13 protein-coding genes are annotated in these 16,582 nt (G+C 70.2%); 8 read left to right on the top strand and 5 right to left on the bottom strand.

Going from position 1 to position 16,582, the window contains the following annotated elements:
* Nucleotides 1-23 precede the first annotated feature (23 nt).
* The 5 genes from BJQ94_RS08565 to holA all read left to right on the top strand — a co-directional run bounded on the left by BJQ94_RS08565 (nucleotide 24) and on the right by holA (nucleotide 8,559).
* Nucleotides 24-1,553, top strand: coding sequence for an anthranilate synthase component I family protein (locus tag BJQ94_RS08565; RefSeq protein ID WP_265398265.1), 1,530 nt, complete (start codon nucleotides 24-26; stop codon nucleotides 1,551-1,553).
* 92 nt (nucleotides 1,554-1,645) lie between these two features.
* Nucleotides 1,646-4,222 carry a leucine--tRNA ligase gene (gene leuS, locus BJQ94_RS08570; protein ID WP_265398270.1) on the top strand — a complete coding sequence of 859 codons (2,577 nt, stop codon included), beginning with the start codon at nucleotides 1,646-1,648 and terminating at the stop codon, nucleotides 4,220-4,222.
* A gap of 98 nt (nucleotides 4,223-4,320) precedes the next feature.
* Entirely contained in the window at nucleotides 4,321-5,076 is a 756-nt protein-coding gene (locus tag BJQ94_RS08575; protein ID WP_265398266.1) for a helix-hairpin-helix domain-containing protein, read from the top strand.
* On the top strand, nucleotides 5,069-7,492 hold the full coding sequence (locus BJQ94_RS08580) for a ComEC/Rec2 family competence protein (RefSeq protein WP_265398267.1): 2,424 nt from the start codon (nucleotides 5,069-5,071) through the stop codon (nucleotides 7,490-7,492). Before BJQ94_RS08575 ends, BJQ94_RS08580 begins: the two co-directional genes overlap by 8 nt.
* A 26-nt stretch (nucleotides 7,493-7,518) precedes the next feature.
* Nucleotides 7,519-8,559 carry a DNA polymerase III subunit delta gene (gene holA, locus BJQ94_RS08585; RefSeq protein ID WP_265398268.1) on the top strand — a complete coding sequence of 347 codons (1,041 nt, stop codon included), beginning with the start codon at nucleotides 7,519-7,521 and terminating at the stop codon, nucleotides 8,557-8,559.
* 17 nt (nucleotides 8,560-8,576) lie between these two features.
* Here the strand turns inward: holA and BJQ94_RS08590 are convergent, their stop codons facing one another.
* The 5 genes from BJQ94_RS08590 to BJQ94_RS08610 all read right to left on the bottom strand — a co-directional run bounded on the left by BJQ94_RS08590 (nucleotide 8,577) and on the right by BJQ94_RS08610 (nucleotide 12,654).
* Complete coding sequence (locus BJQ94_RS08590; RefSeq protein ID WP_275875588.1) at nucleotides 8,577-9,437, bottom strand: hypothetical protein; 861 nt, start codon at nucleotides 9,435-9,437, stop codon at nucleotides 8,577-8,579.
* A gap of 128 nt (nucleotides 9,438-9,565) precedes the next feature.
* Nucleotides 9,566-9,826, bottom strand: a complete 261-nt coding sequence (gene rpsT, locus BJQ94_RS08595; RefSeq protein WP_265398601.1) for a 30S ribosomal protein S20 — start codon at nucleotides 9,824-9,826, stop codon at nucleotides 9,566-9,568.
* A gap of 119 nt (nucleotides 9,827-9,945) precedes the next feature.
* A complete protein-coding gene (locus tag BJQ94_RS08600; RefSeq protein ID WP_265398602.1) occupies nucleotides 9,946-10,716 on the bottom strand; it encodes an alpha/beta hydrolase in 771 nt (256 codons plus the stop codon).
* 1 nt (nucleotide 10,717) lies between these two features.
* Nucleotides 10,718-11,377 carry a response regulator transcription factor gene (locus BJQ94_RS08605; RefSeq protein ID WP_265398603.1) on the bottom strand — a complete coding sequence of 220 codons (660 nt, stop codon included), beginning with the start codon at nucleotides 11,375-11,377 and terminating at the stop codon, nucleotides 10,718-10,720.
* Complete coding sequence (locus BJQ94_RS08610; protein WP_345893493.1) at nucleotides 11,374-12,654, bottom strand: sensor histidine kinase; 1,281 nt, start codon at nucleotides 12,652-12,654, stop codon at nucleotides 11,374-11,376. The genes BJQ94_RS08605 and BJQ94_RS08610 overlap by 4 nt, the downstream gene beginning before the upstream one ends.
* 138 nt (nucleotides 12,655-12,792) lie before the next feature.
* On the opposite strand from BJQ94_RS08610, the gene lepA reads away from it, so the two are divergent.
* The 3 genes from lepA to hemW are packed head-to-tail and all read left to right on the top strand — an operon-like array spanning nucleotide 12,793 to nucleotide 16,529.
* On the top strand, nucleotides 12,793-14,646 hold the full coding sequence (gene lepA, locus BJQ94_RS08615; RefSeq protein ID WP_265398604.1) for a translation elongation factor 4: 1,854 nt from the start codon (nucleotides 12,793-12,795) through the stop codon (nucleotides 14,644-14,646).
* Nucleotides 14,647-14,650: 4 nt separating this feature from the next.
* The gene (locus tag BJQ94_RS08620) at nucleotides 14,651-15,298 is read left to right on the top strand and encodes a DUF1990 domain-containing protein (protein WP_265398605.1); all 648 of its coding nucleotides are present in this window, start codon (nucleotides 14,651-14,653) and stop codon (nucleotides 15,296-15,298) included.
* A gap of 4 nt (nucleotides 15,299-15,302) precedes the next feature.
* A complete protein-coding gene (hemW, locus tag BJQ94_RS08625; protein WP_265398606.1) occupies nucleotides 15,303-16,529 on the top strand; it encodes a radical SAM family heme chaperone HemW in 1,227 nt (408 codons plus the stop codon).
* Nucleotides 16,530-16,582 lie beyond the last annotated feature (53 nt).

A 16,582-nucleotide genomic window follows, 5' to 3' on the forward strand; every position in this document is an offset into this window, starting at 1 on the left:
GTGGCGGCCCCTAGGCTTGACGGGTGCCGTCGACACCCCTACCCCCGAGCCAGGCCGGTCCGGCGCTGCGCCGGTTCGTGCTGCCGCGCTGGATCGACCCCGCTGTCGTCTTCGATGAGCTGTTTGCCGGATCCGGATACTCCATCTGGCTCGACGCCGGCGCAGAGGCGACCAGCGGGATGAGCTATCTCGCCGGCGCACATGCCGGCTCCCGGTTCGTCACGGCGTCGGCGCGCGCCGGAACCGTGACAAGTTCACGCCCGCTGAGCGGCGCCGATTCCCCCGTCACGACAACCGAGACCGTGTTCGACTTCCTCCGCGCCGTGGCCGGCCCGGTGACCGGAGCCGAGGACGCCGGTGGCATCGGGTTCACGCTCGGCTGGGTGGGCTGGCTCGGCTACGGACTCTGGCCGGCTGCCACGACCGACGCCTCGGCCGGATCCCGCTCCGAGCCCGATGCCGCCCTGCTCTTCATCGATCGTGCCATCGCCTTCGACCATGCGGCGCGCACGGTGACCCTGCTGGCCCGCGCCGCGGCGGGGGAGGCAGAGGATGACGTTTCCGCCTGGCTGCTGGACGTGTCCCGTCGCCTCGACGGGGTGCCGGACCGCGGCCGACCTGCCCCGGCGAGACCCGCGCCGGCCCACCTCTCCGACGCACCCCCTGCCGCACCCCCTGCCGCGCCGCCGGTCGTGCGCTGGCGGCACAACGCCGAGCACTACGCCCAGCTCATCCACGCCTGCCAGGAGCGCATCCGGGCCGGCGACGCCTACCAGCTCTGCCTCACGAACGAGGTCACGGTGGCCGGGCGCTTCGACCCGCTCGAGGTGTACCGGCAGCTGCGCGCCTCCAGCCCGAGCCACCACGGCGGGCTGCTGAGATTCGGCGCACACGCCCTCCTGAGCGCGTCCCCGGAGGAGTTCCTCTCGGTGAGCCCCGACGGCCGGTTGCGCACCAAACCCATCAAGGGCACCAGGCCACGCTCCACCGATCCGGCACTGGACGGGCGGCTCCGCGAGGAGCTCCTCGCCAGCGACAAGGAGCGCGCGGAGAACCTCATGATCGTCGACCTCATGCGCAACGACCTCGGCCGGGTCGCCGCGCTCGGTTCGGTCGCCGTCACCGCGCTGCTCCAGGTGGAGAGCTACCCGCACGTGCATCAGCTGGTCAGCACTGTCGAGGCCCGACTGGCTGCCGGACTGAGCGCCATCGACGCCGTCGAGTCCTGTTTTCCGGCCGGGTCGATGACCGGGGCTCCCAAAGCCAGCGCCATGCGCATCCTGCACGCCCTCGAAGGCGGCGACCGCGGTGTCTACGCCGGAGCGTTCGGCTACCTCGGCGAGGACGGCAATGTCGACCTGGCCATGGTGATCCGCAGCATCGTGCTCGGCCCGGCGGGTGCGTCGATCGGCACCGGCGGCGGCATCACAGCGCTGTCGGTGGCCGAGGAGGAAATCGAGGAAACCCAGGTCAAGGCGCGGGCCCTGATCCGGGCGGTCCTGGCCTGCTCCCCGGCGCCGGACCCGGCGCAGGGCCAGGATTTAGTAACCTAGGAGCTTGGGCGTCGCCACCGGGCTTGATCCGTTGCGTTGAACGCCACCTCACCACAATGAATGAGAGTCACGTGGCACACGAGCACGACACCATGTCCAACGGCCCCGAGGACGAAGACGGCTACGACTTCGCCGCCATCCAGGCGAAGTGGGCGCCGATCTGGGACGAACTCGAGCCGTTCCGCACGAGCGACCCCGCAGACACCCGCCCGCGCAAGTACGTGCTCGACATGTTCCCGTACCCGTCCGGCGACCTGCACATGGGCCACGCCGAGGTGTACGCCCTGGGCGACATCGTCGCGCGCTACTGGCGCCAACAGGGCTTCAACGTGCTGCACCCGATCGGCTGGGACTCCTTCGGCCTGCCGGCCGAGAACGCCGCCATCAAGCGGGGCATCGACCCGCGCGGCTGGACCTACGACAACATCGCGCAGCAGAAGAAGAGCATGAAGCTCTACGCGGCCTCCTTCGACTGGTCCCGCGAACTGCACACCAGTGATCCCGAGTACTACAAGTGGAACCAGTGGCTGTTCCTGCAGCTGTACAAGAAGGGCCTGGCCTACCGTAAGGACAGCTGGGTCAATTGGGACCCGGTAGACCAGACCGTTCTCGCCAACGAGCAGGTGCTCGCCGACGGCACCAGCGAGCGCAGCGGCGCCGTCGTGGTGAAGAAGAAGCTCACCCAGTGGTACTTCAAGATCACCGACTACGCCGACCGGCTGCTCGACGACCTCAACCAGCTCGAGGGCACCTGGCCGGCCAAGGTCCTCAACATGCAGCGCAACTGGATCGGCCGCTCCATCGGCGCCGACGTCGACTTCGCCATCGAGGGCCGGGATGCGCCGGTCAGCGTGTTCACCACCCGCCCGGACACCCTCTTCGGCGCCACCTTCATGGTCGTCGCCCCTGACGCCGACCTGGCTGCAGAGCTCGTCGCGGACGCCTCCCCAGAGGTGCGTGAGCGCTTCGCGGCCTACCTGGTGCAGGTGCAGAACAGCACCGAGATCGAACGCCAGGCCACCGACCGGGAGAAGACCGGCGTCTTCCTCGAACGTTTCGCCATCAACCCCGCCAACGGCGACCGGCTGCCGATCTGGGCCGCCGACTACGTGCTGGCCGACTACGGCCACGGCGCCGTCATGGCCGTGCCCGCCCACGACCAGCGCGACCTCGACTTCGCCCTACGTTTCGACCTGCCCGTGCGCGTGGTCGTCGACACCACGGCTCCGGTCACCGGGGTCATCCCCGTGATCACGCCCGGCATGCTCGACGGCACCGAGGAGCTCCCGGCGCAGGACTCCGACGCTCTCGACCCGGCCCAGTCCGGCACCGCCCTCACCGGCGAAGGCCGCCTGATCAACTCCGGCGCCCTCAACGGGCTCACGAAGGCCAACGCCATCAAGCGGATGATCGACCAGCTCGTCGCCGACGGCACCGGCCGCGCCACCAAGAACTACCGGCTGCGCGACTGGCTGATCTCCCGCCAGCGCTACTGGGGCACCCCGATCCCCATCATCCACGGCGCTGACGGCACCGAGATCCCGGTGCCGGAGGACCAGCTGCCCGTGCTGCTGCCGCCGACCGACGGCCTCGACCTCAAGCCCAAGGGCACCTCGCCGCTGGGCGGCGCCACCGACTGGGTGAACGTCACCAACCCGATCGACGGCACCCCGGCCAAGCGCGACGCCGACACCATGGACACCTTCGTGGACAGCTCCTGGTACTTCCTGCGCTTCCTGAACCCGACGGACGACACCAAGGCCTTCGACCCGAAGGAAGCCGACAAGTGGGCTCCCGTCGACCAGTACGTCGGCGGCGTCGAGCACGCCATCCTGCACCTGCTCTACGCCCGCTTCATCACCAAGGTGCTCTTCGACCTCGGCTACGTCACCTTCACCGAACCGTTCACGGCGCTGCTCAACCAGGGCATGGTGATCCTCGACGGCGCCAAGATGAGCAAGAGCAAGGGCAACCTGGTCTACTTCACCGAGGAAGTCGACAAGTTCGGCGTCGACGCGGTGCGCCTGACCATGGCGTTCGCCGGCCCGCCGGAGGACGACATCGACTGGGCCGACGTATCCCCGGTCGGCTCGGCGAAGTTTCTGGCCCGCGCCTGGCGCGTCGCCCGCGACGTCACGAGCGCTCCCGACATCGAGTGGAAGACCGGCGACGCCGCGCTCCGCCGGGTCACCCACCGGTTCCTCGCCGACGCCCCGTCGCTGATCGAGTCGTTCAAGTTCAACGTCGTCGTTGCGCGCATGATGGAGCTCGTCAACGCCACCCGCAAGGTGATCGACACCGGCGCGGGCGCGGGGGACGCCGCCGTGCGCGAGGCGGCGGAGGTCACGGCCATGGCCCTGAACCTGTTCGCCCCGTACACGGCCGAAGACATGTGGGAGCGCCTCGGCTACGAGCCGTGCGTCGCGCTTGCCCTGTGGCGCAAGCCTGACCGCAGCCTGCTGGTCGCCGAGTCCGTCACCGCAGTGGTGCAGGTGGACGGCAAGGTCCGTGACCGCCTGGAGGTGTCGCCCAAGATCTCCACGGACGATCTCGAGGCTCTCGCGCGTGCCTCGGCCGCCGCGATCCGATCGATCGGCGACCGCGAGATCATCAAGGTGATCGTTCGGGCGCCGCGCATGGTGAGCATCGTCACCAAGCCGGCCGGCTAAGCCGCACGCCCCGCCTCCACAGGCGGTCAGGCGCCGCCCCGTGCACAGGTACCCCTCGTGGGCCCGGTGAGCGGGGCGGCGCTGCTTAACCTGCCCGCATGGCTTCCGACCCGTTCACCAGTCTCAGCCCCTCCTCTCGTGCGCCGTCCGCACGTGCACATTCACGTGCGCCCTCGTCCCCGCCGCGGACACGGCTGCGGGTCGGGGTCGGCGCCGCCGTCGTGCTGCTGCTCGCCGCCCTGGGGGTCACGGTCGCGGTGACCGCGATCGGTCAGGTCGGGCACAGCGTCGAGGTTGCGGCCAACTCGGGCACCGGCGTCTCTCCCGGAGACGGGACAGCCGCGCCGCCCGTCGAGCCCACCACCTCTGCCCAGCCGACGGCGGGGCAGAACCCGGTCATCTTCGTGCACGTGCTGGGCGCCGTGGCGCACCCCGGCCTCTTCGAGGTCAACGAGGGAGCCAGGGTCGTGGATGTCGTCGCCGCCGCCGGCGGGCTGCTGCCCACGGCCGACCAGACCGGGGTCAACCTGGCCAGGCTGGTGTCCGACGGCGAACAGCTCTACGTCCCCGTGCAGGGCGAGGTTGTGCCCGCCGCCGGAGCGCAGGGCGGCTCAGGTGCCGGCACAGCATCCGGCGCGAACGGTTCCGCTTCCGGAGCGACCACCACGGTGAACCTGAATACGGCGACGGCCGCCGACCTGGACACGCTGCCGCGGATCGGACCGGCAATGGCGCAACGCATCCTGGACTATCGAGAGGCGGAAGGACGGTTCGCCAGCGTCGAGGACCTGCGGAATGTGACCGGAATCGGCGAGAAGACCTTCGCGGCACTCAAAGACCTCGTCAGTGTCTAGCGGCGGCTTCGACCTGCGCCTGGTCTGGCCGGCCGCCGCGGCCTGGGCCCTGGCCGCGGTGCTCGTCGCACTGCCGTCCATAGCCGCCGTCGCGGCCGGCGTTCTCTGGGGAGTCGCCGTCGCGCTTCTGCTCGGTGCAGTGCTCGCCGTGCGGCGCTCTGATCGGCCGTCGGCTCGTGGCGGCGTGCTGACGCGCCTGGGCGGAATTCTGGCGCTCTGCTGCGTGGCGGCGGCGCTGGCGGGCACCTCCGTCGCAATCCAGGCGCCGGGCCGGATGCCTGAGGCCGCGCGCACCGCGGTCGAGGAGCACAGTGAGGTGACGGCGCGCCTGACTGTCTGGTCGGCGCCCGTCGCCGGCAGCACCACGGCCATCGGGGGCCGGGCGCAAGTGCGCTTCCGCGCCACGCTCACCTCCCTGGGGGACTCGGTGCTGTCGGCGCCCGTTGTCGTGTTCTCCACGACGTCGGGCACGGCCCCGGCCATCGGCGACGAGATCCGGCTGACCGGAACGCTGGTCGCCACCGAACCCGGCGACGCCGCATCCGCGCTGTTCTTCGGCCGCGGCCAGGCCGACGTCATGCGGCCGGCGCCGTGGTGGCTGGACTGGGCCAACCGGCTGCGTCAGGGCTTCGCCTCGGCCGCCGACAAGCTGCCCGGTGAGGGCGCCGGACTCCTGCCCGGCCTCGCTATCGGCGACACCACGGCGGTGGGCGATGACCTGGACAATGCCATGAAGGCCAGCTCTCTGAGCCACCTCACCGCGGTCTCCGGCGCCAATTGTGCCATCGTGCTCGCGCTGGTGCTGCTGCTCACGGCCGCGTGCGGGCTGGGCCGGCGCTGGCGGGTGGCGGCCGGGCTTGTCGTCCTGGCCGGGTTCGTGGTGCTGGTGACCCCGGAGCCGAGCGTGGTACGGGCCGCCGGCATGGCCACGATTGTGCTGCTCTCCGGCGCCGTGGGACGACCGGGCCGGGGACTGCCGGCACTCGTCCTGGCCGCCCTGGGCCTGCTCTGCACCGATCCCTGGCTGTCCCGCAATTACGGATTCGCGCTCTCGGTGCTGGCCACCCTCGGCCTGTTGGTGCTCGCCAGGCCCCTCACCCGCCGGCTGCGGCGCTGGTTGCCCGCCCCCGTCGCTGCGGTGCTGGCGATCCCGTTCGCCGCACAGCTGGCCTGTCAGCCGGTGCTCGTCCTGCTGAGCCCCACGCTGCCGGCCTACGGCGTGCCGGCCAATCTGCTCGCGGCGCCGGCCGCGCCCGTCGCCACGATCGTGGGCCTGGCCGCCTGCCTGCTGATGCCCTGGCTTCCGGGTGTGGCCACGCCGCTGCTCTGGGTGGCCTGGCTGCCGGCAACCTGGATCGCCGCGGTGGCGCAGACGACCGCCGGCTTGCCGGGCAGCAGCCTGCCCTGGCTGGGCGGGCCGCTCGGGGTGCTGCTCACCCTGGCCTGCACCGCGGCCGTGCTGATCCTGCTGATCACGCGCCCGCCGGCGCGATCCCTGACCCTGGTGCGCGTGGGCAGCGGCGCCCTGCTCTGCCTCGCGGCGGGCGGCACCGTCGGTATCCTCGTCGGCACCGGTGTCGGCCGAGCGGCGGTGTTCCCGGCGGACTGGCAGATCGCCGCCTGCGACATCGGCCAGGGCGACGCCGTGGTGGTGCGCGGCGCAGACCAGGTCGCGCTCGTGGACGTCGGCCCGGACCCGGCCCTGCTCAGCGCGTGCCTGGACACCCTGGGCATCGACCGGGTGGACCTGCTCGTGCTCACCCATTACGACCTCGATCACGTCGGCGGGCTTGACGCCGTGCTGGGCCGGGTGGACACGGCCCTCGTCGGCCCGCCGGAGAATGCCGAGGATGCCCGGCTGCACACCGAGTTGGCCGAGGGCGGAGCAACGGTCACCCAGGCCGGCAGGGGAGATCACGGCACCCTCGGCGCTCTGGCCTGGCAGGTGCTCTGGCCGATCCGGGGATCACCCCTGTTCCAGACCGGAAATCCCGGCAGCGTCACGGTCCTGTTCGAGGGTGGCGGCATCCGCTCCCTGTTCCTCGGCGACCTGGGCGAGGAGGCCCAGGACGCCCTCATGGCGGCGGGGCCGATCGGCCCCGTGGACGTGGTCAAGGTGGCCCACCACGGCTCGCGCGATCAGAGCGCCGCCCTGTACGCCGAACTCCGCGCCAGCGTGGGTCTGATCTCGGTGGGCGTGGACAACGGCTACGGACATCCGACCCGGTCGCTGCTGGACACTCTCGGCTCGGTGGGCACCGCCGTGGTGCGCACCGACCTGGCGGGACTGTCGGTCGTCGCTCCCGTGGCCGGTGCGGTGGGCGGTGCCTCGGTGAGTGGCGACTCGGGCAGCGCGGCCACCGTGAACGGGGGAGCGCTCCGGGTCTGGACCGAGAACGTCACAGGTGCCGGTTAGGCTGGAGCCGAAGCGAAGGGAGCCGCGTGGCCGCACGTACAACAGCCTCTGGCCGGACGGGGAAACCGGCCGCGAAAAGCGCTGCCAAGATCCCCCAGCTCGCCTCGCACCAGGTGCGACCTGCCCCGGTGATCCTGGTCTCCGGCACCGAGGATTTCCTGGCCGACCGGGCCATCCGGTCCCTGAGGGACTTCCTGAAACTCGAAGATCCCAGCCTCGAGGTCAGCGATATCCAGGCCGACAGTTATGCCCCGGGGGAGCTGCTCACCCTGGCGAGCCCGTCGCTCTTCGGTGAGCCGCGGTTGATCAGGGTCAGCTCGGTCGAGAAGTGCAGCGACACCTTCCTCAGCGAGGCTATCGACTACCTGCAGAACCCCGCAGACGACACCTACGTCATCCTGCGCCATGGCGGGGGAGTGCGCGGCAAGAAGCTGCTCGACACCATCCGCAGCGGCGTCGGCGGCGCGATCGAGGTCGTCTGTGCCGAACTGAAGAAGGATGCGGAGAAGCACGACTTCGCCACGGCCGAATTCCGCGCGGCGGGCAAACGCGTCACCCCGAGTGCGCTGCGCTCCCTCGTGGCGGCCTTCTCCGACGACCTGGCCGAACTCTCCGCGGCCTGCCAACAGCTCATCGCCGACACCGGCGCGGAGGTCACCGAGACCACCGTTGACCGGTACTACGGCGGCCGGGTGGAGACCAACGCCTTCAAGGTCGCTGACTCCGCCATCGCCGGCCGCCTCGGCGAGGCACTCGTCACCCTGCGGCACGCGCTGGCCTCCGGGGCCGATCCCGTTCCTATCGTGGCCGCGTTCGCGAGCAAGATCCGCACGATGGCCAAGCTCTTCGGTGCGCGCGGCGGGTCCGCGCAGCTGGCCTCGACGTTCAGCCTGGCCCCCTGGCAGGTGGAACGCGCCCAACGCGACCTGCGTGGCTGGTCCGACGAGGGTCTGGCGCGGTGCATCGTCATGCTCGCCGAGACGGATGCCGCGGTGAAGGGCGCCGGACGGGATCCCGTCTTCGCCCTCGAGCGCCTCGTCACCGTGATCGCCAAACGCGGCGAGTAGTCCCGGCACGCCCAGGCTCAGGGGCGGTCGGAGACCGTGATGGACGCGCGGTTGAGGTACAGCCAGACGCCGTCGGTGTAGTCAGGGTTGCCGCAGGTCTCGGCGCTCACCTTGACCGGCAGGATCGTGGAGGAGGCGACCAGGTCGTCGTGCGACGCCGTCGCGGCGAACGACCCGGGCAGGGTCGGGCAGTATTCCAGCTGTACCCTCCCGTAGAGGTCGGTGAACTGCACCATGATCGACTCCGTCGGTGTGGGCAGGAGCACGGCGATGGCCACAGCGAGAGTGGCGAGGGCCAGGCCCGCCGCGGCGAGCAGTGCGCCGAGGATGGTGAGGCTGCGCCCAGCCGTCGGCGAGTCGCCGGGGCCGGCGGCGGCCTGTGCTTGCGCGGCTGATGCCTCGTTGGCCGGTGCGATGCCCGGTATCGGGCTGTACGGGGGCGATGACGGTGCAGTCGGAGCTGTGCCGGCCGGAGATGTTCCGTCAGGGTACGAGCCGTCCGGGAACGAACCGTCGGGGAACGAACCGTCGGGGAACGCTCCTGGGGCGGGCGGGGGCTGCTCTGGACCGGGATACGGAGCGCTCGGCTGCTGAACGGGCCGGGCCGGGCGGGGTGGCGCGGCGGGGAACGACGCTGCGAACAGCACGCACGCGCCGCCCAGGACCAGCACGAAGCCCAGGAGTCCGGAGAACACCCACGGACTGAGGCCGGAATACGCCGACGCCTGCGGGGCGAATCTGAGCCCGGCCGCGATGACGGCGGCTGCCACCGCGAAGGCCGCACCGAGGAAGCCGGCCTGCCTGCGCCAGGGCGACCGCTCCGGCTGTGGGGGCACAGGGCCGGACGGTGTGCCCTGCTCGTTGTTTTCGCTCGTCACGCCGACAACATAGCCTCGGCCGTGCGCACGCGGAAGGCCCAGCCGTCACGCAGAAAACCCCCGCCTCAGGAGGCGGGGGTTTTTCTGTGCGGTTGTCTACCTGCGGTTGTTTGCCTGCGGTTGTTTGCCTAGAGGGCGTTGACCGACTTGGAGATAGCGGACTTCTTGTTCGCTGCCTGGTTCTTGTGGATGACGCCCTTGCTGACGGCCTTGTCGAGCTTCTTGGAAGCAACGGCGAGGGTAGCAACAGCCTTGTCCTTGTCACCGGCGGCGACGGCGAGGCGGGTTGCCCGGATGGCCGTCTTGAACTCGCTCTTGACCGCCTTGTTGCGCTCCTGCGACTTCTTGTTCGTGAGGATCCGCTTGATCTGCGACTTGATATTTGCCACGTTTTTTACGCTTTCGTTAGATTCTTGTTCGGATGGGCCGCCCGGTGATAGAGGGCACCGTGCGGCGAAAATCGTGTGGGGTGGGACCCAACACGCAAGCCAACAGGCAACGATACCAGCTATCGACCTGGGCTGGTGACCGAATCAGGGTGATCCCGGTGAAGCTCCGCCTCGACCTCGGAAATGATCCTGCCGAGAATTCTATCGAAGGCGTGCGGGCGGTGCAGGCTCACCAGGTGGCCGGCGCCCGGAACCGTCACCAGGGTGCCGTGCCTGGCCGCGCTCAGGAAGCGCTGCTGGTGCACCCTGAACTGGTCCCAGACCCCGTTGACCAACCAGACCCTGCCCGGGTAGGCCCTGAGGTCGGCCAGCGGCGTTAGCGTGCCCGTGGCCAGGAGGCCCGCGTCCATGACCTCCAGGGCCACGCCTCCGGCGAGCGCATCGGCGGCGCCGGCCGGCGGGAGCATCCGCCGCACGAGGAAGGTGTGCAGGGCGAGGCCCCGGTCGGGCAGCCGGTGGATGAGCCGGGCCAGCAGGCGGTAGCCGGCCAGCCCTGGCCCGTTCGGCTCGGCCGCTGACCCCGCGGCAACGAGCGCGAGAACCCGGTCCGGGTGCCTGGCGGCGTAGGCGATGGCCCAGTAGCCGCCGAGCGAGAGCCCCACGAGCAGTACCCGGCCGCCCAGGGCCCTCACACCGGCGTCGATGGCAGCGAGGGCGCGAGCCGCGGTGAACTCCTCGCCGAGCCGCGTCCCGTGGCCGGGCAGGTCGATCGCGAGAACCGGGTGCCCCGCCAGGGCCAGCTGCTCCCGCTGGTGGCGCCACATGCCGGCCGAGCTGCGGATGCCGTGCACCAGCAGCACCGGGACTCGTCCGTCGGCGGCGCCAGGCATATCAGGATCCCCGGATGGTGCCGGACGCCCGCGCGCTGGCGACCGCTGAGGTGCGCGAACTCACCCCGAGCTTGCCGAAGATGTGCACCAGATGCGACTTGACCGTCGCCTCGCTGAGGAAGAGGTCCTGGCCGATCTGTCGATTGGATCGGCCGGCCGCGACGAGGCCGAGCACCTCCACCTCGCGTGGGGACAGCCGGCCCTCTGGGATCCGGGACCGGTCGGCCAACCGGGTGACGATGGCGGGCGCCAGGGCGCTCTGCCCCGCGGCGGCGGCCCGCACGGCAGCGATCAGTTCCGCGGGCGGGGCATCTTTGAGCAGATACCCGCTCGCGCCCGCCTCGATGGCGCCGAGGATGTCCGCATCCGTGTCGTAGTTGGTGAGGATCAGCACGCGCGGGGCGCCGGCGGCCGCGCGCACCCGCCGAGTGGCCTCCGCCCCCTGCATGGCCTCTGCCCCGGGCACACCGGTGCCGGCCGCGGCGCCGCCGAACTGCAGGTCCATCAGCACCACATCCACCCGGCCGGATGCCGCCATCTGCACGGCGTCCTCCGCCGTGCCCGCTTCGAGTTGGACCACCAGGTCGGGCTCAGCGCCGAGCAGCGCACGCAGCCCCGCCCGCACCACGGGATGGTCGTCGGCGAGCAGCACCCGGATCACGACGCTGCCCCAGCGGTGGGGAAGGTGACGGTGGGAAAGGTCACGGCGACGGCCGTGCCCTGCCCCGGCGCCGATTCGAGCACAAAACTGCCGCCGAGCTGTTCGACGCGCTGCCGGATCGCCACGAGGCCGAAGGAGTCTGGCCGGCTCGCGCCGGCAGCACTGACGGTGAAGCCGCAGCCGTCGTCGACGATGTCGAGGGCCACCTCGTCGGTCATATAGCTGAGGGTCACCTCGGCGCGACCGGCCGCGGCGTGCTGGGCCACATTGGCGAGCGACCCCTGGGCGATCCGCAGCAGTGTCGTCTCCAGCGGCATCGACAGCGGCACCGCGTCTCCCGTGATGTGCACGCTCACCTGGGTGGCGCGGTCGCCGCCCGACGCCGTGCGCTCCATCGACGCGGCCAGCCTGGCGAGGGCGCCGGGCAGGCTCTGCGCATCCAGGGCCGGCGGGGTCAGCTCGCGGATGAACCGGCGGGTCTCCTGCAGGTTGGCCGCCGCCGTGTCCCTGGCCAGGCGTAGATGCTCGAGGGCCTTCGGGTCGGTGACGGTGCGTTCGGCCGCGTGCAGCAGCAACTGGATGCTGGACAGGCCCTGCGCCACGGTGTCGTGGATCTCCCTGGCCAGGCGTTCCCGCTCGGCGAGGGTGCCGGCGTCCCTGGCCGTCGCGGCCAGTTCCGCGCGGGTGGCGAGCAGGTCCTGGATCAGGTTCTGGCGTTCGGCGGCCTCGCGCAGCAGCGCCCGGTAGCCGAGCCCGACGGCCACCGCCACTCCCGCGCCCACGAGCGGGCCGAGGGTGGCGCCGAGGCTGAGGCCCAGATGGAAGCTCATCGCCCAGATGGTCAGGAACACACTGAGCAGCACCAGCGGGATGCCGGCGCGTAGCGGCAACACGTGCAGCTGCAGGAAGAACAGCGGAAAGACGATGAAAGCGGCATCCGGTGCAAGCAGGGTGAGGGCGAGCCACTCGAGCAGCAGCAGGGCCATCCACACCGGAACGATGCCGCGCCAGTGCCGGCGCCGGACCAATTCGCTGCCGCCCACGTAGCTCGCCAGGAAGACCAGCGCCAACGTCACCACGGCGACAGGGTTGTCTGCCGCACCGAGCAGGGTCCGCACGATCACGAGGCCTGTGAGCGCAATGATCAGCACGTGCAGGCCGATCCGGAGCCCCGAGAAGACCGGGGTCAGCGCCGAGTGTGGCAGGCCGTCGCCGATGCTGGCGGGCGGCATGGGATCCCGGGGGAGTGGACTGGCGCGTACGGCGAGGCTGGACATGGTGCGCCCAGCCTAATCAGGCCCGCCGGAAGCGTCATCAGTCGAATGGATGAACGGCCCGGCCGAACCGGAGGGATGAACCGCGCGGAGCGGCCGGGTCACCCCGATGCTGCCGGACATGGGAGAATTGGGCCCATCATGTCACCGAGAGCTCTCAAGGCGCTGGAACCGGCCGCCACCGCCCCCGCGTTCATCCGTAACTTCTGCATCATCGCGCACATCGACCACGGCAAGTCCACGCTGGCCGACCGGATGCTGCAGATCACCGGCGTCGTCGACGACCGTTCCATGCGCGCCCAGTACCTGGACCGCATGGACATCGAACGCGAGCGCGGCATCACCATCAAGAGCCAGGCCGTGCGGATGCCGTGGGAGATGGACGGCCAGACCTACGCGCTGAATATGATCGACACCCCCGGGCACGTCGACTTCACCTACGAGGTCTCCCGCAGCCTGGCCGCCTGTGAGGGCGCCATCCTGCTCGTGGACGCCGCGCAGGGCATCGAAGCCCAGACCCTCGCGAACCTGTACCTGGCGCTGGAGAACGACCTCACCATCATCCCGGTGCTCAACAAGATCGACCTGCCGGCCGCAGACCCCGACAAGTACGCCAAGGAACTCGCGAGCCTCATCGGCGGCAGCCCCGACGACGTGCTGCGGGTCTCCGGCAAGACCGGCGTCGGCGTGTCCGAACTGCTCGACCGCGCCACCAGCCTCATCCCCGCCCCGGTCGGCGACCCCAACGCGCCGGCCCGCGCCATGATCTTCGACTCGGTCTACGACAGCTACCGAGGCGTCGTCACCTACGTGCGGATGATCGACGGGCAACTGAGCCCCCGAGAGAAGATCCAGATGATGTCGACGCGGGCCACCCACGACATCCTCGAGATCGGCGTCACCAGCCCAGAGCCCACACCCAGCAAGGGCCTGGGCGTCGGCGAGGTCGGCTACCTGATCACCGGCGTGAAGGACGTGCGCCAGTCCAAGGTCGGCGACACCGTCACCACCGCCGCCAAGCCCGCCACCGTGGCGCTGCCCGGCTACACCGAGCCGAAGCCCATGGTGTTCTCCGGCCTGTACCCGATCGACGGCAGCGACTACCCGGCCCTTCGTGAGGCCCTCGACAAGCTCAAGCTCTCGGATGCCTCGCTGGTCTACGAACCGGAGACCTCCGTGGCCCTCGGCTTCGGCTTCCGCTGCGGCTTCCTGGGCCTCCTGCACCTCGAGATCATCACCGAGCGCATCGACCGCGAATTCAACCTCGACCTGATCACGACAGCGCCCAGTGTGATCTACGAGGTCACCACAGACGACAAGAAGACCGTCACTGTCACCAACCCGAGCGAGTTCCCCAACGGCAAGATCGCCGTCGTGGAGGAGCCCATCGTGAAGGCGGCCATCCTCGCGCCCAAGGACTACGTCGGCGTGATCATGGAACTCTGCCAGGGCCGCCGCGGCACCCTGCTCGGCATGGAGTACCTCGGTGAAGACCGGGTCGAGATCCGGTACACGATGCCGCTCGGCGAGATCGTGTTCGACTTCTTCGACCAGCTCAAGAGCAAGACCGCCGGCTACGCGTCGCTGGACTACGAGCCGATCGGCTCGCAGGAGGCCGACCTGGTCAAGGTCGACATCCTGCTGCAGGGCGAGCAGGTGGACGCGTTCAGCGCCATCGTGCACCGTGACAAGGCCTACGACTACGGTGTGCTCATGACCGGGCGCCTGCGCAAGCTCATCCCGCGCCAGCAGTTCGACGTGCCGATCCAGGCCGCCATCGGCGCCCGCATCATCGCCCGCGAATCGATCAGCGCCATCCGCAAGGACGTTCTGGCCAAGTGCTATGGCGGTGACATCTCCCGTAAGCGCAAGCTGCTCGAAAAGCAGAAGGAGGGCAAGAAGCGCATGAAGATGGTCGGCCGGGTCGAGGTTCCGCAGGAGGCGTTCATCGCGGCGCTCTCCGGCGACGAGCCGCCCAAGAAGGAAAAGAAGTAGCCGCATGCGCCGTTCGACCTTCACCGACGCCGCCGTCACCTACGCGGCCATCGGCGGCACGCTCGCGCCCGACCTGATGCGCTACCCGCCCAAGGGCCACCGCCCGCTCGAGCGCACAGTGCGCCTGGGCAGCGGAGAGGAGCGCTTCAGGGTGGCGACGACCTCGCTGATGACCTGGGGCGTCCAGCGCGGCAGCGGTATCGAGGTCACCGACCTCGACGCCGGCACCGGTGTGCAGTACACCGGCATCGTCTTCACCGACGAGGGCACCCCGGCGCCCAACCAGGAGCACCCGGTGAACGAGGCCACCTTCGCCGAGGACGGCACCCCGTTCATCAGCAACGGCATGACCGCCGTGCTCAAGATCCCGAACGGACCGTTCACCGTTGAGGCGCCCGTGCGGGTCGTCTACGTCATCGACGAGACCGACAAGATCGGTTTCGCCTACGGCACCATGCGCGGCCACCCGCAGAACGGCGAGGAATGCTTCATCGTCGACCGCCGCGCCGACGACTCGGTCTGGCTCACCATCCGGTCGTTCTCCCGACCGAGCACCTGGTACTACCGGCTGGCCTGGCCGGTCCTGCGCTTCCAGCAGGAGCGGTACACCCGCAGATACCTGCTCGCCCTGCACCCCGTCGGAATGGGCTGACCGGATGGCTGGACCGCATCCGGTCGGCGACCCCGCACCACTGGACGGCCTGATCCCGGCGTCGGCCGCGATCGGTGCGGACACCCGCGACTTCGGCGTCTACCTGCACGTGCCCTTCTGCCGGGTGCGCTGCGGCTACTGCGACTTCAACACCTACACGGCCACCGAGCTGCGCGGTGTGAAGCAGAGCGACTACGCCGATCAGGCGATCCTCGAGGTCGAGGCCGCCGCCCGTATCCTGGCCGCCTCCGGCGTGCCCGCCAGACCCGCCACCACGGTCTTCTTCGGCGGCGGCACGCCCACGCTGCTGCCGGCCGACCACCTGGTGCGGATGCTGCACTCCGTGCGGGACACCTTCGGCATCGTGCCGGGCGCCGAGGTCACCACGGAGGCCAACCCGGACTCCGTCGACCTGGCCTACCTGCTCCAGCTCAAGCAGGCCGGTTTCACCCGGGTGTCCTTCGGTATGCAGTCCGCCGTTCCCCGCGTGCTCGCCACCCTCGAGCGCACCCACGACCCCGAACGCGTCCCGCTCGTGGTGCAGTGGGCCCGCGAGGCCGGCCTCGACGTGAGCCTTGACCTCATCTACGGCACACCGGGGGAGACCATCGACGACTGGCGGGCCAGTCTCGACCAAGCGATCGGGCAGCATCCGGACCACATCAGCGCATACTCGCTGATCGTGGAGGATGGCACCAAGCTGGCCAGGCAGATCCGCCGGGGCGAACTCGTGCAGCCTGACGAGGACCTGCAGGCCGACTTCTATGAGCTCGCCGACCAGCGCCTCGCCGAGGCCGGCTACGGCTGGTACGAAGTGAGCAACTGGGCCACGGACACCGAGCACCGCTCCCGGCACAACCTGTCCTATTGGCGGAGCGCCGACTGGTGGGGCATCGGCCCCGGCGCCCACAGCCACATCGGCGGGGTGCGCTGGTGGAACGTGAAGCACCCGGCGGCGTACGCCGACCGTGTGCTCGCCGGCCATTCGCCGGCCGCGGGCCGGGAGACCCTCGACGAGACCACCCGCGAAACCGAGCGGGTGCTGCTGCTCACCCGCATCCGGGAGGGCATTCCCGTGGCGACGCTCTCGGAGCTGGGCCGTCGCGAGGTGGCCGGGCTGATCAACGACGGCCTCATCGACGGGCGCGCAGCCATCGGCGGCACCATCGAGCTCACCCTGCGGGGCCGGCTCCTGGCCGACGCCGTGGTGCGCCGCCTCCTCACCGATTAAAAAACCCGCGAACCGTGAGATCAGCCCCCAAACGCGCGCGTTTTGGGTGCTCA

Source organism: Cryobacterium sp. SO2, from assembly GCF_026151165.2.
Classification (GTDB): Bacteria; Actinomycetota; Actinomycetes; order Actinomycetales; family Microbacteriaceae; genus Cryobacterium.

What these genes read in the sequence shown, in the direction of transcription:
- leuS (WP_265398270.1), top strand. Translation starts at nt 1,646, where the DNA reads ATGTCCAACGGCCCCGAGGACGAAGACGGCTACGACTTCGCCGCCATC.
- BJQ94_RS08575 (WP_265398266.1), top strand. Translation starts at nt 4,321, where the DNA reads ATGGCTTCCGACCCGTTCACCAGTCTCAGCCCCTCCTCTCGTGCGCCG.
- BJQ94_RS08600 (WP_265398602.1), bottom strand. Translation starts at nt 10,716, where the DNA reads ATGCCTGGCGCCGCCGACGGACGAGTCCCGGTGCTGCTGGTGCACGGC.
- BJQ94_RS08610 (WP_345893493.1), bottom strand. Translation starts at nt 12,654, where the DNA reads ATGTCCAGCCTCGCCGTACGCGCCAGTCCACTCCCCCGGGATCCCATG.
- lepA (WP_265398604.1), top strand. Translation starts at nt 12,793, where the DNA reads ATGTCACCGAGAGCTCTCAAGGCGCTGGAACCGGCCGCCACCGCCCCC.
- BJQ94_RS08620 (WP_265398605.1), top strand. Translation starts at nt 14,651, where the DNA reads ATGCGCCGTTCGACCTTCACCGACGCCGCCGTCACCTACGCGGCCATC.
- hemW (WP_265398606.1), top strand. Translation starts at nt 15,303, where the DNA reads ATGGCTGGACCGCATCCGGTCGGCGACCCCGCACCACTGGACGGCCTG.